This is a genomic window from Streptomyces sp. NPDC017095 (assembly GCF_044332325.1).
Classification (GTDB): Bacteria; Actinomycetota; Actinomycetes; order Streptomycetales; family Streptomycetaceae; genus Streptomyces.
Map to the genome: position 1 here is coordinate 75,981 of NZ_JBIROU010000022.1, position 18,875 is coordinate 94,855.

18 protein-coding genes, 1 other RNA gene and 1 pseudogene are annotated in these 18,875 nt (G+C 74.3%); 12 read left to right on the forward strand and 8 right to left on the reverse strand.

The genetic code is table 11. The annotated features are described in order from the left end of the window. Window positions 1–17 precede the first annotated feature (17 nt). Window positions 18–432, reverse strand: an RNA gene (gene rnpB, locus ACH4OA_RS31770) — RNase P RNA component class A. 208 nt (window positions 433–640) lie between these two features. Between rnpB and ACH4OA_RS31775 the strand changes: the two are divergent. The 4 genes and pseudogenes from ACH4OA_RS31775 (at window position 641) to ACH4OA_RS31790 (ending at window position 3,541) form a co-directional block, all read left to right on the forward strand. Continuing rightward, a pseudogene (locus ACH4OA_RS31775) lies at window positions 641–1,404 on the forward strand (MerR family transcriptional regulator). After that, window positions 1,401–1,964 (forward strand): hypothetical protein, encoded by a 564-nt coding sequence (locus ACH4OA_RS31780; RefSeq protein WP_397972782.1) that lies wholly within the window; start codon window positions 1,401–1,403, stop codon window positions 1,962–1,964. Before ACH4OA_RS31775 ends, ACH4OA_RS31780 begins: the two are co-directional and overlap by 4 nt. A gap of 59 nt (window positions 1,965–2,023) precedes the next feature. Next, window positions 2,024–2,806 (forward strand): peroxide stress protein YaaA, encoded by a 783-nt coding sequence (yaaA, locus tag ACH4OA_RS31785; protein ID WP_397945668.1) that lies wholly within the window; start codon window positions 2,024–2,026, stop codon window positions 2,804–2,806. A gap of 72 nt (window positions 2,807–2,878) precedes the next feature. Continuing rightward, complete coding sequence (locus tag ACH4OA_RS31790; RefSeq protein ID WP_365877195.1) at window positions 2,879–3,541, forward strand: bifunctional 4-hydroxy-2-oxoglutarate aldolase/2-dehydro-3-deoxy-phosphogluconate aldolase; 663 nt, start codon at window positions 2,879–2,881, stop codon at window positions 3,539–3,541. On the opposite strand, the gene ACH4OA_RS31795 is transcribed toward ACH4OA_RS31790, so the two are convergent. From ACH4OA_RS31795 to ACH4OA_RS31805, 3 genes are read right to left on the reverse strand one after another with little or no spacing between them, the layout of a single operon-like run. Beyond that, window positions 3,526–4,983, reverse strand: a complete 1,458-nt coding sequence (locus tag ACH4OA_RS31795) for a bifunctional RNase H/acid phosphatase (protein ID WP_397972785.1) — start codon at window positions 4,981–4,983, stop codon at window positions 3,526–3,528. The genes ACH4OA_RS31790 and ACH4OA_RS31795 overlap by 16 nt on opposite strands. A 27-nt stretch (window positions 4,984–5,010) precedes the next feature. Next, window positions 5,011–5,754 carry a zinc ribbon domain-containing protein gene (locus ACH4OA_RS31800; RefSeq protein WP_397943427.1) on the reverse strand — a complete coding sequence of 248 codons (744 nt, stop codon included), beginning with the start codon at window positions 5,752–5,754 and terminating at the stop codon, window positions 5,011–5,013. Window positions 5,755–5,771: 17 nt separating this feature from the next. Further along, a complete protein-coding gene (locus tag ACH4OA_RS31805; RefSeq protein WP_397943333.1) occupies window positions 5,772–6,608 on the reverse strand; it encodes a Nif3-like dinuclear metal center hexameric protein in 837 nt (278 codons plus the stop codon). Between the two features lie 187 nt (window positions 6,609–6,795). Here ACH4OA_RS31805 and ACH4OA_RS31810 point away from each other — a divergent pair, with 187 nt between their 5' ends. Together ACH4OA_RS31810 and ACH4OA_RS31815 are read left to right on the forward strand one after the other, a co-directional pair. Beyond that, window positions 6,796–8,061, forward strand: a complete 1,266-nt coding sequence (locus ACH4OA_RS31810; RefSeq protein ID WP_397972787.1) for a hypothetical protein — start codon at window positions 6,796–6,798, stop codon at window positions 8,059–8,061. A 96-nt stretch (window positions 8,062–8,157) separates the two neighbouring features. Next, the gene (locus ACH4OA_RS31815; RefSeq protein ID WP_365877187.1) at window positions 8,158–8,316 is read left to right on the forward strand and encodes a hypothetical protein; all 159 of its coding nucleotides are present in this window, start codon (window positions 8,158–8,160) and stop codon (window positions 8,314–8,316) included. Window positions 8,317–8,427: 111 nt separating this feature from the next. On the opposite strand, the gene ACH4OA_RS31820 is transcribed toward ACH4OA_RS31815, so the two are convergent. Further along, window positions 8,428–9,288 (reverse strand): MaoC/PaaZ C-terminal domain-containing protein, encoded by an 861-nt coding sequence (locus ACH4OA_RS31820; protein ID WP_397972790.1) that lies wholly within the window; start codon window positions 9,286–9,288, stop codon window positions 8,428–8,430. A gap of 243 nt (window positions 9,289–9,531) precedes the next feature. Between ACH4OA_RS31820 and ACH4OA_RS31825 the strand changes: the two genes are divergently transcribed. Both ACH4OA_RS31825 and ACH4OA_RS31830 read left to right on the forward strand, forming a co-directional pair. Continuing rightward, window positions 9,532–11,031, forward strand: a complete 1,500-nt coding sequence (locus tag ACH4OA_RS31825; RefSeq protein ID WP_397972793.1) for a sensor histidine kinase — start codon at window positions 9,532–9,534, stop codon at window positions 11,029–11,031. Window positions 11,032–11,246: 215 nt separating this feature from the next. Further along, window positions 11,247–11,888 (forward strand): response regulator transcription factor, encoded by a 642-nt coding sequence (locus tag ACH4OA_RS31830; RefSeq protein ID WP_365876303.1) that lies wholly within the window; start codon window positions 11,247–11,249, stop codon window positions 11,886–11,888. Window positions 11,889–12,131: 243 nt separating this feature from the next. Here the strand turns inward: ACH4OA_RS31830 and ACH4OA_RS31835 are convergent, their stop codons facing one another. Next, window positions 12,132–12,881: a hypothetical protein gene (locus tag ACH4OA_RS31835; RefSeq protein ID WP_397972795.1), complete on the reverse strand. Its 750-nt coding sequence runs from the start codon at window positions 12,879–12,881 to the stop codon at window positions 12,132–12,134. A 26-nt stretch (window positions 12,882–12,907) separates the two neighbouring features. After that, entirely contained in the window at window positions 12,908–13,447 is a 540-nt protein-coding gene (locus ACH4OA_RS31840; RefSeq protein ID WP_397972797.1) for a SigE family RNA polymerase sigma factor, read from the reverse strand. A gap of 226 nt (window positions 13,448–13,673) precedes the next feature. On the opposite strand from ACH4OA_RS31840, the gene ACH4OA_RS31845 reads away from it, so the two are divergent. The 4 genes from ACH4OA_RS31845 (at window position 13,674) to ACH4OA_RS31860 (ending at window position 18,082) form a co-directional block, all read left to right on the forward strand. Beyond that, complete coding sequence (locus tag ACH4OA_RS31845) at window positions 13,674–15,419, forward strand: MFS transporter (protein ID WP_397943323.1); 1,746 nt, start codon at window positions 13,674–13,676, stop codon at window positions 15,417–15,419. Between the two features lie 152 nt (window positions 15,420–15,571). Then, window positions 15,572–16,222, forward strand: coding sequence for a class I SAM-dependent methyltransferase (locus ACH4OA_RS31850; protein ID WP_365876295.1), 651 nt, complete (start codon window positions 15,572–15,574; stop codon window positions 16,220–16,222). 22 nt (window positions 16,223–16,244) lie between these two features. Continuing rightward, complete coding sequence (locus ACH4OA_RS31855) at window positions 16,245–17,189, forward strand: N-acetylmuramoyl-L-alanine amidase (RefSeq protein ID WP_397945661.1); 945 nt, start codon at window positions 16,245–16,247, stop codon at window positions 17,187–17,189. A 119-nt stretch (window positions 17,190–17,308) separates the two neighbouring features. Beyond that, window positions 17,309–18,082 carry a hypothetical protein gene (locus ACH4OA_RS31860; RefSeq protein WP_365876291.1) on the forward strand — a complete coding sequence of 258 codons (774 nt, stop codon included), beginning with the start codon at window positions 17,309–17,311 and terminating at the stop codon, window positions 18,080–18,082. 90 nt (window positions 18,083–18,172) lie between these two features. Here ACH4OA_RS31860 and ACH4OA_RS31865 read toward each other — a convergent pair whose 3' ends face one another. Further along, window positions 18,173–18,742, reverse strand: coding sequence for a hypothetical protein (locus tag ACH4OA_RS31865; RefSeq protein WP_397972800.1), 570 nt, complete (start codon window positions 18,740–18,742; stop codon window positions 18,173–18,175). Window positions 18,743–18,875 lie beyond the last annotated feature (133 nt).

Sequence of the window (18,875 nt, forward strand, 5' to 3'; positions counted from 1 at the left end):
TGGGAAGCACTGAGCGGCAGACGAGTCGGGCTGTACGCCGGGTTCTGTTCCCCGGTGCCCTCGCGGGCGCCGGGGCGACGGCCATCCATCTAGGGCCGGCGTTGCCGCCGGCCTCGTGCGGTCTACCCGCGGACTCGGGCGGGCCGCCCTCGATCGTCCGCGCAGGGTCGCCCTTGTTGCGAAAGGCCGCCCCTTCTTGACCTTGCTCCGGGTGGGGTTTACCTAGCTGCCCAGGTCACCCTGGGCACTGGTGGTCTCTTACACCACCGTTTCACCCTTACCGAGGACCGAGGTCCCCGGCGGTCTGCTTTCTGTGGCACTGTCCCGCGGGTCACCCCGGGTGGCCGTTAGCCACCACCCTGCCCTGTGGAGCCCGGACGTTCCTCGGGAAGCCCCCTCGCGGGAACTTCACGCGGCCGTCCGCCCGGCTCGTCTGCCGTGCTGACCATGGTACCGGGCGCCCGCCGCGCCGCAGACCGCCGGCTTCCGGCAGGTACGTGCCGTCCCGCCCCGCAGCACACCCGGGACGGTCACAGCCGGAGGCATCGGCGCCGGGCTGCCGGAGGTCGTGGAGGGCCGGTTCGGCGTCCCGGCGGTCGCCGCTTGACCCCGTCGCGACGTCAACGTCTGTACTGGGCGCATGCGGATCGGAGAACTCGCCGCCGCCGTCGGCGTCACGACGCGGACCGTGCGGCACTACCACCATCAGGGCCTGCTGCCCGAGCCGGCGCGGCTGGCCAACGGCTACCGGCACTACACCCTCCGCCACGCCGTCGTCCTGGCCCGGATCCGGCGGCTGACCGAGCTGGGGCTGGGGCTCACCGAGGTGCGGGACGTGCTCGCCGACGACGCGGGCAGGGACCTCACCGAGGTGCTCACCGAACTCGACGCGGACCTGGCCCGGCAGGAGGCGGCGCTCCGGGAGCGCCGTCGGCGGCTGCGGGCGCTGCTGGACGCCGGGGTGCCGTCCGCCGAGGGGCCCGTCTCCCCCGGACTGGCCGCGCTGCTCGACGCGCTGCCCGCCGGTGACTCCCCACGGCCGCCCGGGACAGGGAACTGCTCGCGCTGGTCGAGACGGGCGCGTCGGCCGGGGACCGGGAGCGGCTGGTGTCGCTGCTGCGCGACGCCCTGGACGATCCGGACACGGTGGCCCGCACCCGCGAGGCGTACGCGCTGCTCGACGCGCTCGCGGACGCCCGCCCGGACGACGCGCGCGTGGAGCGGACGGCGCACGCCCTCGCCGCCTGCGTGCCCGGTGGCTTGCTCCGGGACGGGTTCCTTCCGGACGGCCAACTGGATCCGGACAACCCGGTGTTGCAGGCCCTGTATGCCGACTTGGGGCCTGCCCGGGCGGAGGCGGTGCGCCGTATGCTGGTGATCGTTTCGGGGGAGGAGCAGCGATGATCGTGTACCGGCTGGCCAGGCACGAGATGCGGCTCTTCGCGGGGCTGGCGCTCTGGCTGGCCCGGCGTACCGAGGGCACGACCGGCGGGCGGGTGTTCGGGTACGCGCGCGGGCAGGGCGCGACGCTGCTGGGCCTGGCCTTCGTCTGCCTGGTCGAGACGGTCGGCGTGGCCGTCATGCTGCGGGACATGCCCCTGGCGCACGACGTGATGCTGGTGCTGGACATCTACACCGTGCTGTTCGTGGTCGCCCTGCACGCCGCCGGCGCCGTCCGCCCGCACGTGCTGACCGCCGACGCGCTGCGGGTGCGCTACGGCGCCCAGGTGGACCTGCGGATCCCGCGTACCGCGATCGCCGCCGTACGCCGCGAGACCCGGATGACGCACGAGCCGGCGCCGGACGCACTGGACCTCGCCGTCGGCTCGCAGACCACGGTGACGCTGGAGCTGGCCGAGCCCGTCGTGCACACCACCATGCTGGGCCGCCGCAGGCGGGTGCGCGTGGTCCGGCTGTACGCCGACGACACCGCCGGCCTGGTCCGGGCGCTCGCGCCGGGCTGAGCGGGAGGGGGGCGGGGGGCACGCCGTACCCTGGCGGAGGTCTAGGTAAGGAGTATGTGTTGCTGGTCCTGCTGCCGCCCTCCGAAGGCAAGGCGAACTCGGGCGAGGGTGCCCCGCTGGAGCTCCGGTCGCTGTCCCTGCCGGGGCTGACCGCCGCGCGGGAGGCGGTGCTCGGCGAGCTGGTCGGGCTGTGCGCCGGCGACACCGAGAAGGCCCGCGAGGTGCTGGGGCTGAGCGAGGGGCTGCGGGGCGAGGTCGCGAAGAACGCCGCACTGCGCACCGCCGGCACCCGCCCCGCCGGCGAGATCTACACCGGTGTCCTCTACGACGCCCTCGGTCTGGCCACGCTGGACGCGGCCGGCCGGCGGCGCGCGGCGGACTCGCTGCTGGTGTTCTCCGGGCTGTGGGGCGCGGTGCGGGTGACGGACCGGATTCCCTCCTACCGCTGTTCGATGGGGGTGAAGCTGCCGGGCCTCGGCGCGCTGGCCGGACACTGGCGGACCCCGATGGCCGAGGTGCTGCCGGCGGTGGCCGGCGAGGGGCTGGTGCTGGACCTGCGGTCCTCGGCCTACGCGACCGCGTGGAGGCCCAAGGGCGAGGTGGCCGGGCGCACGGCGACGGTACGGGTGCTGCACGCGCCGACCCGGAAGGTCGTCAGCCACTTCAACAAGGCGACGAAGGGCCGGATCGTCCGCGCCCTGCTGACGTCCGGGGCCGTGCCGCGTGATCCCGCCGAGCTGGTGGAGGCGCTGCGGGAGCTGGGGTACGCCGTGGAGGCCCAGGCACCCGGCAAACCGGGCAAGGCCTGGTCGCTGGACGTGCTGGTGGACGAGATCCACTGACGCGCCGGCGCATGCGTTGCATCCTGCGCAACGTTCATTGCGGCATGTGCAGGGGCTCGGCACGATGAGGGCATGACCTCGCCGCTGCCCTCCTCTCCCGCCGCCTCGGTACTCGATCTCGCGCCCGTGCTGCCCGTCGTGGTGCTCGCCGACGCCGCCGACGCCGTACCGCTGGCGCGGGCGCTGGTGGCCGGCGGACTGCCCGCGATCGAGGTGACGCTGCGGACCCCGGCGGCCCTGGACGCGGTCCGCGCGATCGCCGGCGCGGTGCCGGACGCGGTGGTCGGCGCGGGCACGGTGCTCACCCCGGAGCAGGTACGCGCGAGTACGGCGGCCGGGGCGCGGTTCCTGGTCAGCCCCGGCTGGACGGAGGCGCTGCTGACGGCCATGCTCGGGTCCGGCGTGCCGTTCCTGCCCGGTGTGTCGACCACCTCGGAGGTCGTCGCGCTGCTGGAGCGCGGGGTGCGGGAGATGAAGTTCTTCCCGGCGCAGGCGGCGGGCGGTACGGCGTACTTGCGGTCGCTCGCCGGACCGTTGCCGCAGGCCCGCTTCTGCCCGACCGGCGGCATCGGGCCGCAGACCGCGCCGGAGTACCTGGCCCTGCCCAACGTCGGCTGTGTCGGCGGCAGTTGGATGGTCCCGGCGGACGCGGTGGCGGCCCGGGACTGGGACCGGGTCGAGCAGCTGGCGCGGGCCGCGGCCGGGCTCGGGAACCGGCCTCAGGGACGCAGGTGAGAGGTGTCGTTGAACAGCCGTACGCTCGCGTTGCCGTCCGCGTAGTACGCCACCGCCGACAGGGAGGCCGCCGACAGCTCCATCCGGAACAGGGACGCCGGCGGGGCGCCGAGGGCGAGCCGGATCAGGGTCTTGATGGGGGTGACGTGGGTGACCAGCAGCACCGTGCGGCCCGCGTACGCCGCGACCAGCTCGTCCCGGGCGGCGGCGATCCGGGTCGCGGTCTCGGCGAAGCTCTCGCCGCCGCCGGTGGGACGGACCTCCGGGTCGGCGAGCCAGGCGTTCAGGTCGTCCGGGTGACGCTCGCGGACCTCGCCGAAGGTCAGGCCCTCCCAGGCGCCGAAGTCCGTCTCGCGCAGCCCGTCCTCGACCGTGACCGGCAGGTTCAGCCGGGCGGCGACGATGGCCGCGGTCTCGCGGGTGCGGGCGAGCGGGGAGGCGACGACGGCCTGCACCGTGCCGCGCCGGGCCAGCGCCTCGGCGACGCGGCGGGCCTGCTCCCGGCCGGCGGCGGAGAGGGCGGGATCGCTGCCACCGCTGCCGGAGAAGCGCTTCTGCGGGGTCAGCGGGGTCTCGCCGTGGCGGAGGAGGACGAAGGTGGCGGGGGCGCCGAGGTCCGGGGCGGCGCTCCAGCCGGGGGCGGAACGCCGCGCTTCGGTGGGGGCGGGGGCGGATGCTTCGCCGGGGGCGGGGGCGGGTGCTTCGCCGGTGGGCGTGACGGATGTTTCGCCGGGGGCGGCGGTGTGCGCCTCGCCGGGGGCGACCGCGTGCGCCTCGCCAGGGGCGGCCCCGTGCTGCTCGGCGGGGCGGTCCGGGCGCTGCCCGGCGGAGACGGCCGGATCCTGCTCGGTGGGACGGTCCGGGCGCTGCTCGGCGGAGACGGCCGGGTCCTGCTCGGTGGGACGGTCCGGGCGCTGGTCGGCGGGGGCAGTGGGCGGGCGCTGCTCGCTGGGAGGTGCCGCTGCGCCCACCCGTGCCGCCCCAGCGGCACGACTGCCCGCAGCTACGGCGGGATCACTGGCCGGCGCTGCGGTGGGCTGGCCGGCGTCCATGGCTTTGTTCGCCAGGCGGTCGGCGTGCTTGTTGTGCTCGCGGGGGATCCACTCGTACGTGACCCGGTCCGGCGGGAAGACCGACCGGGCCTCGGCCGCCAGCGGCTTCATGTCCGGGTGCTTGATCTTCCAGCGGCCCGACATCTGCTCGACGACCAGCTTGGAGTCCATGCGGACATGGACCGACGCGCTGGGATCGAGGGCGTGGGCGGCGCGGAGGCCGGCCAGCAGGCCGCGATACTCGGCGACGTTGTTCGTGACGACGCCGAGGTACTCCGCCGCCTCCGTCAGCGTCTCCCCCGTCGCCGCGTCCAGCACCACGGCCCCGTACCCCGCGGGCCCGGGGTTGCCCCGCGACCCGCCATCGGCCTCGACGATGAACTCCCGCACCCGCAGCGCCCCTTGTCCCCGTGTCTCTTACAGACCCGACTCCGCCGTGCGCACCAGGATGCGGCGGCAGTTCTCGCAGCGGATCACCGTGTCCGGCGCCGCCGTGCGGATCTCGTTCAGCTCGGTGATGGCCAGCTCCTGCCGGCAGCCCTGGCAGGAGCGGGCGGACAGCTTCGCCGCGCCGATGCCGCCCTGCTGCTTGCGCAGCTTGTCGTACAGGGCCAGCAGGTCGGCGGGGACGGAGGCGGCGACGACCTCGCGTTCCTTGGTCACCGAGGCGGTCTCGCGGTCGATCTCCCCGAACGCCGCGTCCCGGCGCGCGGTCGCGTCGTCGATCTTCGACTGCACCGAGGAGACCCGCTCGGTCAGCTCGCGCACCCGCTCCTGCGCGGCCTCACGGCGCTCCATGACCTCCAGCACCACGTCCTCCAGGTCGCCCTGCCGCTTGGCGAGCGAGGCGATCTCGTGCTGGAGGTTGGACAGGTCCTTCGGCGAGCCGACCGCGCCCGAGTCCAGGCGCTTCTGGTCGCGGACGGCGCGCTGGCGCACCTGTTCGACGTCCTGCTCGGCCTTGGTCTGCTCGCGGGCGCAGTCGCTCTCCTCGGTCTGCGCGGCCACGAGCAGGTCGCGCAGCTGCGTGAGGTCCTTCGTCAGCGAGTCGATCTCGGCGTGCTCGGGCAGGGACTTCCGTTTGTGCGCGAGCTGCTGGAGGCGGACGTCGAGGGCCTGGACGTCGAGGAGTCGGATCTGGTCGGCGGGCGCGGCGTTCAGTTGGGGGCTCCCGTGGGCTAGAGGGTGGTGGTGGACGCCGCGTGGGCGGTCCAGGGGTCGGTGACCGTCTTGGAGACGTGGACGCGCAGGTCCCAGCCGTGACGGTCGGAGATCTCGTCGAGCTGGCTCGCGGCCAGCTCGCACCAGGGCCACTCGGTGGCCCAGTGCGCCGCGTCGAGCAGCGCGAGAGGGCTGTGGGCCACCGCCTCGGACGCCGGGTGGTGGCGCAGGTCGGCGGTGAGGAAGGCGTCGACGCCGGCCGCGCGGACCTGGTCGAACAGGCTGTCGCCGGAGCCGCCGCTGACGGCGATCGTGCGGACGACGGCCTCGGGGTCGCCGGCCACCCGGATGCCCTGCGCGGTCGCGGGCAGCCGCTCGGCGGCGCGCGCGGCGAGGTCGCGGACGGTCAGCGGGTGGTCGAGCGCGCAGATCCGGCCGAGGCCCCGGCGCCCGTGCGGGTCGGTGGGGTCCGGCACGAGGGGCCCTACGACCCTCAGGTCCAGGGCGCCGGCGAGGGCGTCGGAGACACCCGGGTCGGCGGTGTCGGCGTTGGTGTGGGCGACGTGCAGCGCGATGTCGTTCTTGATCAGTGTGTGCACGGCCCGGCCCTTGAAGTGCGTGGCCGCGACCGTGGTCGTACCGCGCAGATAGAGCGGGTGGTGGGTGACCAGCAGGTCGGCGCCCAGCTGCACCGCCTCGTCGACGATCTCCTGGACGGGGTCGACGGCGATCAGGACCCGGGTGACCTCCTGGGCGGGATCGCCCACGACGGTGCCGACCGCGTCCCAGGACTCGGCCCGCTCGGCGGGCCACAGGCTCTCCAGCGCGGCGATGACTTCAGACAGACGGGGCACGGGCCAAGGCTACCTGGCTGTTCGGCGGGGCCGTACCGCATGCGTCCGGACCGGGCGCGGTCAGCACAACGGTCCCGGTTTCCTCGGATGAATCGGTTCTGCGCCACCCGTATGTGTGAAGCGGGCACCGGCGCGGGGCGCGTCCGCGCGGACGAAAACTAGCTTCGTCGCCGGAGGTGACCGAACGATGACGGTCAGTGTGCTCGAACCCCCGTCCACGAGCGGGACCGCGGGTGTGCCGGGGCCGGGGTGCGTGATCACGGCGGACGGCGCGTACGCCGCCCGGCTCGCGCCGGCCGGTGACTGCTGGTACCCGGAGCGGTGGACCCTGGACGGCCCGGAGCCCTACGCGGTGCCGCTGCCCGGCCACCAGCCGGAGGAGCCCGGCACCGTCGTACAGCCGATGGGCGACGGCCGGGTGCTGATCCACCGGCTGGTGGGCGCGCGGCACGCCTTCTCGCTGCTGTACCCGACCGGGCCGGGCACCGGCGAGCTGCCGCTCGGCGGGGTGGAGTGCCACGAGCCGGGCACCCGGCTCGCCCTGCTGCCGCCGGCGCCGGGCGGCGGCCGGGCGTACGCCCTCGCCGCCGGACCGCGCTGCGGCACGGTGTGGCTGGTGGCGGGCGGGGCGCGCGGACCGCGGCGGCTGGCCGAGGTGCCGGGGCGCTGCTCGGGCGGGGTGTGGCTGGACACCACCGGCCGGCTGCTGGCGCTCGACCGGGAACTGGGCGGACGCACCAAGACGGTCGTGCTGGACCTGGAGCGCGGCGAGATCTCGCCGCTGCTGCAGATCACGGAGCACAGCGACGACCGGCTGCTGCTGGCCGACCTCGACAGCGGGCTGCTGCTGATCTCCTCCGACGCGCCCTCCCCCGGGCAGGAACGATTGGGCTGGGGCGTCCTGGGCAGCACCCTGCCGGTGCGGTTCCCGAACTGCCTGCGGCTTCCCGGGTGCGCGGTGACGCCGTTCGCGATCCAGCCCGGACAGATGCTGGTGCCGGAGAACTGCGCGGTGGGGCTGCGGATCGACGGCCCGCTCGGCACCTGGGTGGGCACCTGGCGGCCGGCCGAGCGCCGGGTGCGCCATCTTCCGGCGCCGGAGGGCTGGCTGGCCGGGGCCGGGGTGTGGACGCGGGAGGGAGTGCTGCGGCTGCCGTACGCCACGCGGGCGACCCCCTGCGGCGTGGCGCACCTGACGGTGCCGGCGGGACCCGTGCGGGACGGCGCCTTCGGGCGGGCCCCGTCCAGACCGGAGCCCCGGGAAGCCGATCCCGAGCCCCGGCACCCGGACCCGGAACCGCCGGTGGCGGACCCGGAACCCACGGGGGCGGGACCGGAGCCCGGGGCGGCGGAACCGGAGCTTCCGGTGCCGGTGGCGGACGGGTCCGGGCCGGCGCCGGTGCGTCCCGTGCCGTTGCAGCAGGCCCCTCTGGGGCGTCTTGTAACGAACTAGTGCCGGTCGGCGTGTGCGCCTGGATTCGGCCCGTAGTGCGCCGGTTAGACTCGCCCGGCTGTACGAAAGATCATGTTGACGGGGTGAATACGTCCGATGAGCGACACCAGCACCACTGAGCAGCTGTCTGCCGGCTCTCGCCAGACCACCGGCCACGGCCGGCACCGGGGCCCGATCGCGGCCCAGGAGAGCGAGACCGCTCCGCACGGCCGGCATCGCAAGCCGGCCCAGGAGAGGGCCGAGGCGGCTGCCTGACGGCAGTGACGAGGAGGGGGCACCCACCGGGTGCCCCCTCTTTCCGCGTCCCGGCCCCTCTTTCCGACCCCGCATCCTGGCCCTGTGATCGCGGTCCGGAGGGGCCGGCTGTCAGGTGTGTCCGACGGTGGTGCCGGTGAGGACGGGCGCGTCGTCCCGCTCGACGGCGCTCACGGCCACCCGGACCGTGCTGCCGTCCGCCCGCCACATGCGCACGCGCAGCGTCTCGCCCGGGAAGACGACGCCCGCGAACCGGGTGCCGTACGACCGGACCCGTGCCACCTCCCCGCCGAGCAGGGTGTCGACCACCGCCTTGAGCGTCATGCCGTAGGTGCACAGCCCGTGCAGGACCGGCCGGGCGAAACCGGCGCGGCGGGCGAAGCCGGGGTCGGCGTGCAACGGGTTCCAGTCGCCGCTGAGGCGGTAGAGCAGCGCTTGGTCCTCGCGGACCGGCAGTTCGACGGTCCGGTCGGGTGCGCCGGCGGGCGGGTCGGGCCGGGCGGAGGGACCACGGTCGCCGCCCCAGCCGCCCTCTCCGCGTACGAAGATCTGCGCGTCGCAGGTCCACAGCGGTCCGCCGGCGTCGGCGGCCTCGGTGCGCATGACCAGGACGGCCGCCGTGCCCTTGTCGTACACGGCCGTGATCCGGTCGGTGGCGGTGGCGGTGCCGCGCACCGGGAGCGGGCGGTGGACGCGGAGGGTCTGCCCGCCGTGCAGGACGCGCGCCAGGTCGACGTCGATCCCCGGCATGGACAGCGCGCTGATCACGCCGGGCGCGCCGCCGCCCGCGACGGTGGCGAAGCTGGGCAGGACGTGCAGCCGGGACTCCAGGGTGTAGCGCAGTTCGCCGGGGTCGGTGGCGGGCCGGCCGGCGCCGATGCCGAGGTGGTAGAGCAGCACGTCCTTGTGGTCCCAGCCGATCTCGCCGGTCCGGGGCGCGGCCGCGAGGGCCCGCGCTGCGTCGATGGGCATGGGACTCCTGGGAGAGTGGCGGCGAAAGACCCGGCGCCCTCTGTATAGCCCCGGCCTCCCGTGCCGGTGAAGGCGTGGGACGCGGCCCGGCGTCAGGGGACGGCGGGCGCGGGCAGGACATTTGTCCTGCCCGGGTCCGTACATCCGTGTCTGCCCGCGGCCATGTCCGCTTCCTTACCCTCGGTCCATACGCTGTGCGTCCTACCGCCGCGCGGCGGACGAGCGTTCGACCGGGGGAAACAGATGACAAGGTGGCGGGGCAGACGGTGCCGGACAGGCACCGGACCCACGGAACCGGGGACACGGCAGACATCCCGGAGCCCGCAGACGGCACAGGCGCCTCGAACATCGCAGGCACCGCAATCGCCGCGGGCCGGGGCGGGGCGTTTCGGCGCGGGGTGGGCGGCCGCCCGGCGCCGGAGGAAGGCCGCCGCCGACGGACAGACGGGTCCGCCGCCCACCGGCTTCACCCTGCTGCCCTGGCTGCTGCTGGGCATGGGCGCCTTCTCCAATCTGCTCAAGGGCGAGACCCCGAACCCGTGGATCGGCGGCCTGGGGATGCTCGCCTTCAACTCCCTCTACGTCCACGTCACCTTCCGCGCCTTCGACCGGGCCAAGCGGGAGTCGGCCTCCAACCGGGTGGCCCTGGGTCTGCTCGGCCTGGTCACCACCGCCCTCGCCCTCGGCTACGGCGGCAACTGGCTGATGTTCTTCCCGCTGCTCGGCCTCGCCACCGGCGCCACCCTGCGCGGCCGGTGGCTGGGCCGGGCCGGACTGCTCCTCACGCTGTACGCGGGAGCCGTCTCCTGGCTGCGGGCCGGTTGGGACGAGGCGACCAGCATCGCCTACGCCACCTTCCTGTCCAGCATGGTGACCGCCGCGATCCTCGGTCTGTCCGAGGCCGTCCGCGAGCTGCGGGCCGCCCGCGAGGAGCTGGCCCGGCGCGCGGTGGAGAAGGAGCGGCTGCGCTTCTCCCGCGATCTGCACGACCTGCTCGGACACACGCTGTCGGTGGTCGTGGTGAAGTCGGAGGCGGCCCGCCGGCTGGCCTCCCGCAACCTGGAGGCCGCGCTGGCGCAGATCTCGGACATCGAGTCGGTCGGCCGGCAGGCGCTCACCGAGATCCGCGAGGCGGTGACCGGCTACCGCGAAGGCAGCCTGGCCACCGAGCTGACCCGGGCCCGGTCGGCGCTGTCGGCGGCGAGCGTGCAGCCGGTGGTCCGCCAGTCGGGCACGCCGCTCGACCCGCAGGCCGAGGCCCTGCTCGGCTGGGTGGTGCGCGAGGCCGTCACCAACGTCGTCCGCCACAGCCACGCGACCCGCTGCGAGATCACCGTGGAGGGAACCACCGAACAGGTCAGCCTGACGGTCACGGACAACGGGGCGAGACCGGAGGCGGATGCCGGAACGGAGCCGGGTGCCGGGACGGACGCGGGCGCCGGTGCCGGTGCCGGGATGGGTGCGGGCGCGGGTCCGGGCGCGGGCGCGGGTGCCGGGATAGGTGCGGGTGCCGGGATAGGTGCGGCCGCGGGTCCGGGCGCGGGCGCGGGTGCCGGGATGGGTGCGGGCGCGGGCATGGGAATAGGCGCGGGCGCGGGTATCGGCGGTACCGGGCTGAAAGGGCTCACCGAGCGTCTCGCGGCGGCGGGCGGCTCGCTCACGGCCGGTCCGTCGCCACGCGGCGGCTTCACGGTCGTCGCCGTCCTGCCGGTTGGCGCCGAGGAGCTGACGGCCACGAGGTGACGGCTGCCGGGTGACGCCGGTCCCGGCGTCCAGTGCCGGGCCCGGCCGGCCGCCCGGAGGCCCCGGCCGTCCAGCGCTTGGCGCTGCCGGAGCCGGCGCGGTCCGGCACGGCAGGACAGACCCGGTCCCGGTGCGGGCGTGGCCCCGCGGCTTCAGCGCGGCCCCGCCGCTTAGGCGTGGCCCCGCCGCTTCGCCCGCCGCCGTACTCTGAGCCCATGAGCGAGACGTCCCGGGAGCAGCGGTCCGCCGAGTGTGTCCGGGTGCTGCTCGCCGAGGACCAGGGCATGATGCGCGGCGCCCTCGCGCTGCTGCTCGGCATGGAGGAGGACATCGAGGTCGTGGCCCAGCTGGGCACGGGTGACGGCATCGTGGACGCCGTGCTCGCGCACCGGCCGGACGTGGCCCTGCTGGACATCGAACTGCCGGGCATGAGCGGCCTGGACGCGGCGGCCGAGCTGCGGGTGCGGGCGCCCGGCTGCCGGGTGCTGATCCTCACCACCTTCGGCCGGCCCGGCTATCTGCGCCGGGCCATGGAGGCCGGTGCGGCCGGCTTCCTCGTCAAGGACGGGCCGGTGGAGGAGCTGGCCGCGGCGATCCGGCGGGTGCTCGCCGGTCAGACCGTGGTCGATCCGGTACTGGCCGCCGCCGCGCTCAGCGCCGGACCGAACCCGCTGACGGCCCGCGAGTGCGAGGTGCTCAGGGCGTCGGTGGACGGAGCGACCGTCGCCGATATCGCCCTGCGGCTCCGGCTGTCGGAGTCCACCATCCGCAACTACCTCTCCTCCGCGATCGGCAAGACCGGCACCCGCAACCGGACCGAGGCGGTACGGGAGGCCCGGCAGCAGGGCTGGCTGTGAGCAAGCGCCCGACGACGAGGGCGGCCGGCCGCGGACACCCGGCGACGGCACGGACAGCCGGCCCCGGACATCCGGCAACGGTGCGGACGGCCGGCCCCGGGCGCCGGCGACGGCGGCCGTTGCGACCGCGCGTCCGGCGGACACACCACCCGTCACCCCTCACCGCTCAGTTCTCACCCCTCATCCCTCATCCCTCATCCCTCACCCCTCATCCCTCATCCCTCATCCCGGATCGTCTCCGCGCTACTGGATCACCTCCGCCTCCCGATAGTTCTTCCCCTCCGGTGCCACGCAGAGGAACCAGTTCACCGGGGACCCGGCGGCGCCCTCCGTGGTGGTCACCAGAGTCTCGCCGTCGTTCCAGACGCACTTGACCTGGGTGGCGGCCTCGGCGACCCGGCCGATGACCAGCCGTCCGGAACTCTCGGGCGTCGAGCCCAGCCGGGTGGCGATCGCGTTCAGGTCGCCGCCCGCCATGTGGTCCCAGCTCCGCACCGTGTCGAACATGACCTGCTGCGGGCGGTGGTCTCCCCAGACGCGGGTGACGAAGTAGGACAGCTTGCCGACCAGGCCGGCCGGCTTGTCGACCGCCGGTTCGATGCCCAGCCGGGCCATCGCGTCGTACTGCCGCCCGGCCTCCTGTCTGTCCGCGGGCGCGCCCCACACCTGCACTTCCACCCGCCACTGCGTGCCCCGGTACACCCCGCGGCCCAGTTCCGTGCGCTGCGGGGCGTAGACATGCCGTTCCTGCGGTGGCGCCGGGCGGGTGGCCGCGGGTGCCACCCGGGCGGCGTGGTGGCTCGCGGGCAGCCCGGCGAGGGCCAGCGTCACGCCCGTCGAGCCCGTCAGCGCCAGGGCCGTGGCCGCCGTCACCGCCCAGCGCCGCGTCCTGCGCCGCCGGCCGCCGCGGACGACCGCCTGGACGGGGGCTATACCGATCTCCACCTCGTCCGCCGCCTCGGCGAGCAGGAGGGCGATGTCCGTCTGTGCCATGTCGTGGTTCTCCCGGTCCGCGCTCATCACTTCCGCCCTCCGTGCGTCACCGTGTCGGCCAGTGCCGGTATGGCGCGGAGTTTCGCGATCCCCTTGGCCGCGTTGCTCTTCACCGTGCCGACCGAGCAGCCCATCGCCTCCGCCGTCTGTGTCTCCGTCAGGTCCTCCCAGTACCGCAGGACCACCGCCTCCCGCTGGCGCACGGGCAGTTGCGCGAGCGCCTTGAGCAGGGCGCCGCGGTCGTCGGCCTGGGCGATCCGGTCCCCCGTGTCCGCCACCTCGCGCACCAGTCCGGAGTCGTCCCTCGGCGCCAGGAACTCTCGGAGCCTTCTGCGGTGTTTGCGCGCGTGCGCGTTGATCATCACGCGCCGTACATACGCCTCCGGATCGTCGGCGCCGCCGACCCGGCGCCAGGCCACATAGACCTGTTCGAGCGTCGACTGGACCAGGTCCTCGGCGGCATGCTGCTCCCCCGTGAGGAGAAATGCCGTACGCATCAAGCGTGGCCAGCGGCCGACCACGAAACTCTGGAACTCCTCGTCCCGAGTCTGCTTCCCGTCCCCCATGGGCACCTCCTAGATGTCTAAAGGAGTCCATGAACCGCCCGGACCGTTGCCCCCTCCGCCGGACCGGCGCCACTTCTCCCCCGGGACCGCGAGGTCCTTGGCCGGTGACGATGGCTCAGAAACCCATGAAACGGTCAAGAATTCGTTAGAGGCTCGAAGCAACGGAATAGTTGCCTGTGCATACGAGGTTTACCCGGTACTTATGACACGTGGAAGGCCTCACTCCATGACAGACACGACGACCGACCAGCCCACCCGGACAGCGGGCGGCGCGGTGGTCCCGGTGCTCGCCTTCGCGGGCATCGTCGTCGCGGTGATGCAGACGCTGCTCGTGCCGGTCATCAAGGACCTGCCGCAGCTGCTGGACACCGCGCCCAGCAACGCCACCTGGGTCCTCACCTCCACCCTGTTGTCCGGCGCCGTGGCCACCCCGATCATGGGCCGGCTCGGCGACCTGTACGGCAAGCGCCGCATGCTCGTGCTGAGCCTCGCCGTGATGGTGGCCGGTGCCCTGGTCAGCGCGCTCACCAGCCAGCTCCTCGTCATGATCGCGGGACGCACCCTGCAAGGCTTCGCCATGGGCGCGATACCGCTGGGCATCGGCCTGATGCGGGACATGCTGCCGCGGGAGCGGCTCGGCTCGGCGATGGCCCTGATGAGTTCCTCGATCGGCGTCGGCGGCGGCCTCGCCCTGCCCGCCGCGGCCCTGATCGCCCAGCACAGCGACTGGCACACCCTGTTCTACGGTGCCGCCGGCCTCGGCGTGCTCGCCATCGTCCTCACCCTGCTGGTCGTGCCCGAGTCCCCGATGCGCGCCAAGGGCACCTTCGACCTGCTCGGCGCGCTCGGCCTGTCCGCCGGTCTGGTGCTGCTCCTGCTGCCCATCACCAAGGGCAGCGACTGGGGCTGGTCCTCGGGCACCACGCTCGGTCTGTTCGCCGCGGCCGTCGTCGTCCTCGTGCTGTGGGGCCTGTTCGAGCTGCGCGCCAAGGCGCCGCTGGTCGACCTGCGCACCACCGCGCGCCCGGCCGTCCTCTTCACCAACCTCGCGTCGATCATGGTCGGCGTGGCGTTCTACGTCGTCTCGCTCGTCCTGCCCCAGCTGCTCCAGCTGCCCACCGCCACCGGGTACGGCCTTGGCCAGTCGATGGTCGTCGCGGGCCTGTGCGTGGCCCCGCTGGGCCTGACGATGATGTTCACCGCGCCGGTGTACGCGCGCCTGTCCGCCCGGTACGGCCCGAAGGTCACCCTGATCAGCGGTCTGCTGATCATCGCGATCGGCTACGGCGGCGGTCTCGGCCTGATGGACGCGGCCTGGCAGACGGTCGTCACCTCCGTGATCCTCGGCGCCGGCATCGGTCTCGCCTACTCCTCGCTGCCCGCCCTGATCGTCGGCGCGGTCCCGGCCTCCGAGACCGGCGCGGCCAACGGCCTGAACACCCTGATGCGGTCCATCGGCACCTCGGTGTCGAGCGCCGTCGTCGGCATGGTGCTGGCCAACACCGCGCACCACGTGGGCGGGGTCGCGGTCCCGACCATGCACGGTTTCCGGGTCTCCTTCCTGATCGCCACCGCCGCGGTGGCCGTCGGCCTGCTGCTCGCGGTCTTCCTGCCGAAGTCCCCGCGCCCGGCCGCGCAGCACACGCAGCTGCGGGCCAGCAGCGAGGAGGACGCCTCGCTGGCGCGGGCCGAGGAGGTGCTGCGGGGCTTCAAGGGCCGGGTGCTCGGCGCCGACGGCGCCCCGGTGGCGCGGGCCAAGGTCACGCTGATCGACCGGCGCGGGCGGCAGGCGGGTGCCACCGTCACCGGCGAGGACGGCGGCTATGTCCTGCCGGTGCCGGCCGAGGGGGCGTACGTGCTGGCCGCGAGGGCCGCCGGACACGGGCCGCTGGCCTCCTCCGTCACGCATCCCGGCGCCGAGCGGGCCGTCGACCTGGACCTCTCGCTGCCCGGCGAGACGGTGAACGCCTAGCCCGGCCCACGGCCGCACGGCGTCGTCGTCACCGGCCGCAACCGCTCCGCGCGCCCTGCGCAGGGCACCGAACGCACCCCTGGTCACCTCCGTGGCCGGGGGTGCGGCAGCATGGGCGGCGTCCGCACAGCCGTACGACCGAAAGGCGTGACATGCCCGCCGTACCCCAGCCCGAGATCCTGGCCGCGTTCGAGGCGGCCAAGGGGTTCATGCCCGTGGACGAGGGGCTGGCGCTGTACGCGGCGGCGGTGGAGGCGGGCCGGCTCGGGCTGCCGCTGCTGGAGGTCGGCACCTACTGCGGGCGCTCCACGATCCTGCTCGCGGACGCCGCCCGCACGGCCGGGGTCACGGCGCTGACCGTGGATCACCACCGGGGCAGCGAGGAGCAGCAGCCGGGCTGGGACTACCACGACCCGGAGACCGTCGATCCCGCGCTCGGGGTGATGGACACGCTGCCGCTGTTCCGGCGCACCCTGCACCGGGCGGGCCTGGAGGAGCACGTCGTCGCCCTCGTCGGCCGCTCCCCGCGGATCGCGGCACTCTGGAACCGCCCGCTCGGGCTGGTGTTCGTCGACGGCGGCCACACCGACGAGCACGCGGGCGCCGACTACGACGGCTGGGCGCCGCACGTGGCCGAGGGCGGGCTGCTGGTCATCCACGACGTCTTCCCGCACCCGGAAGACGAGTTCACGGGCCAGGCGCCGTACCGGATCTACCTGCGGGCCCTCGGCTCCGGGGCGTTCACGGAGGTCTCCGTCACCGGTTCGCTGCGCGTGCTGCGGCGTACGGGGGCGGGGATCTGAGGGCGCGGTTAGAGTCGCAGACGTGTCGTACACAGGCCCGGATTCCGATTCCCCGCAGCCCCGCCGGCCCCGGCGCGGGCCGTTGACCGTGGCGCTCGCCGCGCTGGTGCCCGGTGCGCTGCTCGGCTGGGCGGCGTACGAGGCGGTGGGCGACGGCGGTACGGCCGCGTCCGCGCCGGCCTCGCGCACCGCGACGGTGTCCCCCGCCCCCGGCGGTTCCGCGGCCGCCTCCCCGGACGGCGACGGCAAGGCGTCCGGTCCGTCCTCCGGCCGGCCGGGCGGCTCGGGGCCGCTGCGGGGCCGGGTCGTCCTCGTCGACCCGGGACACAACCCGGGCAACTTCCGGCACCCGGCCGAGATCGGCCGGCCGGTGGACATCGGCACGAACAGCAAGGAGTGCGACACCACCGGGACGTCCACCAACGACGGTTACACCGAGGCCCGGTTCACGCTCGACCTGGCGCACCGGCTGCGCGCGCTGCTGGAGCGGCAGGGCGCGACCGTGCGGCTGACCCGTGACGAGGACGGCCCGGCCTGGGGGCCGTGCGTGGACGAGCGGGCGCGGATCGGCAACGCCGCGCACGCGGACGCGGCGATCTCCCTGCACGCCGACGGCTCCGCCGAGGGCGACCGCGGCTTCCACGTCATCCTGCCGGGTTCCGTGCACGCCGGTGCCGCGGACACCCGCGCCATCGTGGGGCCGTCGCACGACCTCGGGGTGCGCGTCGCGGACGGCTACCGGCGCCGGACGGACGAGCCGCCGTCCAACTACCTGGGCGGCGGTACCGGTCTGGTCACGCGCACCGACCTCGGTGGTCTCAATCTGTCAACGGTTCCCAAGGTGTTCCTCGAGTGCGGCAACATGCGCGATAGCAAGGACGCGGCACTGCTGACCAGCGGCGCCTGGCGGCAGCGGGCGGCGCAGGGGATCTCTGAGGGAATCGTGAGTTTCCTGCGCGATTCCTGACCGGCGGGCGTAACCGGCCGGACAGTCCGAACGTGCGGACGATAGTGTCTACCGACGACGAGACGACCTACGAAGGACCTGCTGAAGTGAATATCCGCTCCCTCACTAGAGGCGACGGCGTGGTGATCGGAGCAGCGGTGGTGCTGTTCATCGCGTCGTTCCTCAACTTCTACACCTACTCGGGCTTCGGCGGCGACCTCAGCCGGAGCGCGTGGGACAACCTGGGCACGGGCCTGGGCCTCTACATGGGCGCGGTGATCGGTGCCGTCCTCATCGTCGTCAACCGCTGCCTGCCGCAGCCGCGCAAGGTCGCCGGGCTCGACCTGTCCGCCGTCGGCACCGCGTTCGCGATCCTGGTGGCCTGGTCGCTGCTGTGGACGCTCATCGACCTGGACGGCGTGGACGCCGGCGCCGGACTGATCCTCGGGTTCATCGCCGCTCTCGCCGTGGCCGCCGCCGCCATCGCCACTCCCCTCGTCCCCGCCCTCCAGGCCGCCCTGGTCCCGGCCCCCAAGCCGGTGGCCCCGCAGCCCTACGGCGCCCAGCCGCCCGGCGGTTACGGCTACCCGGGCGCCCAGCCGCAGCAGCCGTACGGTGCCCAGCCGCAGCCGGGCCAGCCCTACGGGCAGCAGCCGCCGGCCGGTCCGGGTGCTCCGGCCGCGCCGGGCGCCCCGGCGGCCCAGCCGCCGGCCGCGGACTTCTCGCCGTTCTGGTTCGCCGTGCCGGTGACCCGTCCGCTGTTCGCGGAGGACGGTTCGCCGAACCCGATCGCCGAACTGGCGCCGGGCACCTGGTACCTGGCCGTCGAGCAGCGCGGTGCCGCGCTGGTCGCGCAGACCCAGGACGGCCGCCGCGGTGTGCTCCAGGACACCTCCGGCATCCAGCGCGGCTGACCCCGCGCAGACCGCCGCAACGGCCCCTCGCCCTCCCGGGCGAGGGGCCGTTGTCGTACGGCCGTCTTCCCACCTGTGGGTGAGAGGGTGTCAGCCCTTGGCCAGTTCGGCGGCCGAGGGCACCTGCTCGCGGACCGGGGCGCCGGCGCTCTTGCCCGCGTCCTTGACGTTGTTGATGATGTCGTCGAACGCGCCCGCCGCGCCCTCGTCGCCGCTGCGCAGCTTGCCCGACAGGTTCTTCAGGGCGTCGATGCCGGCGCCGAGCGGCGCGATCGCCTTGGCGAGCGTGGGATCGCCCTGGGCGTTCTTCTGGGCCGCCTTGAGCCGGTTGTAGGCGAAGGCGCCGGCGGCGGCGGCCTTGACCAGGGCCAGCTTGCGGCCCTTGGCGCCCTTCTTGAACTTGCCCGCCTTCCAGGGCTTGACGATCCACTGGTAGGTCGCGCCGGCGGCGAGTCCCGCGTTCGCCACGAACCGGGTCTTGGCGAACTTCTGGCGTTCGGCGGACGTGGACGGGCTGGGTTCGTCGACGGCGGGTTTGGCCTGGGCCGCCGCGGTGTCCTTCGTACTGCTCTTCTCGCTGCCTCCGCAGGCGGTGGCACCGGCCACCAGGGCGCAGCACAAGGTGAGCGCCACGAAGAGGCGCCGTATCGGTACGGGCACGAGGTCCTCCGGACGTGTCCTCCCCGAGCGGTCTGCTTTCCTCCGGCAGCCTCCCCCGGGACGGCGGGACGCGCCACTCGGGGGACGCCGTCCGGGGCCCCATGCACGTCCGGGTGCACGTCTGGGTGCACGT

Bases quoted from the DNA above. Each gene is read 5' to 3' on its own strand.
- ACH4OA_RS31780 (WP_397972782.1), top strand. From the start codon at position 1,401: ATGATCGTGTACCGGCTGGCCAGGCACGAGATGCGGCTCTTCGCGGGG.
- ACH4OA_RS31790 (WP_365877195.1), top strand. From the start codon at position 2,879: ATGACCTCGCCGCTGCCCTCCTCTCCCGCCGCCTCGGTACTCGATCTC.
- ACH4OA_RS31810 (WP_397972787.1), top strand. From the start codon at position 6,796: ATGACGGTCAGTGTGCTCGAACCCCCGTCCACGAGCGGGACCGCGGGT.
- ACH4OA_RS31815 (WP_365877187.1), top strand. From the start codon at position 8,158: ATGAGCGACACCAGCACCACTGAGCAGCTGTCTGCCGGCTCTCGCCAG.
- ACH4OA_RS31820 (WP_397972790.1), bottom strand. From the start codon at position 9,288: ATGCCCATCGACGCAGCGCGGGCCCTCGCGGCCGCGCCCCGGACCGGC.
- ACH4OA_RS31825 (WP_397972793.1), top strand. From the start codon at position 9,532: ATGACAAGGTGGCGGGGCAGACGGTGCCGGACAGGCACCGGACCCACG.
- ACH4OA_RS31830 (WP_365876303.1), top strand. From the start codon at position 11,247: ATGAGCGAGACGTCCCGGGAGCAGCGGTCCGCCGAGTGTGTCCGGGTG.
- ACH4OA_RS31835 (WP_397972795.1), bottom strand. From the start codon at position 12,881: ATGGCACAGACGGACATCGCCCTCCTGCTCGCCGAGGCGGCGGACGAG.
- ACH4OA_RS31840 (WP_397972797.1), bottom strand. From the start codon at position 13,447: ATGGGGGACGGGAAGCAGACTCGGGACGAGGAGTTCCAGAGTTTCGTG.
- ACH4OA_RS31845 (WP_397943323.1), top strand. From the start codon at position 13,674: ATGACAGACACGACGACCGACCAGCCCACCCGGACAGCGGGCGGCGCG.
- ACH4OA_RS31850 (WP_365876295.1), top strand. From the start codon at position 15,572: ATGCCCGCCGTACCCCAGCCCGAGATCCTGGCCGCGTTCGAGGCGGCC.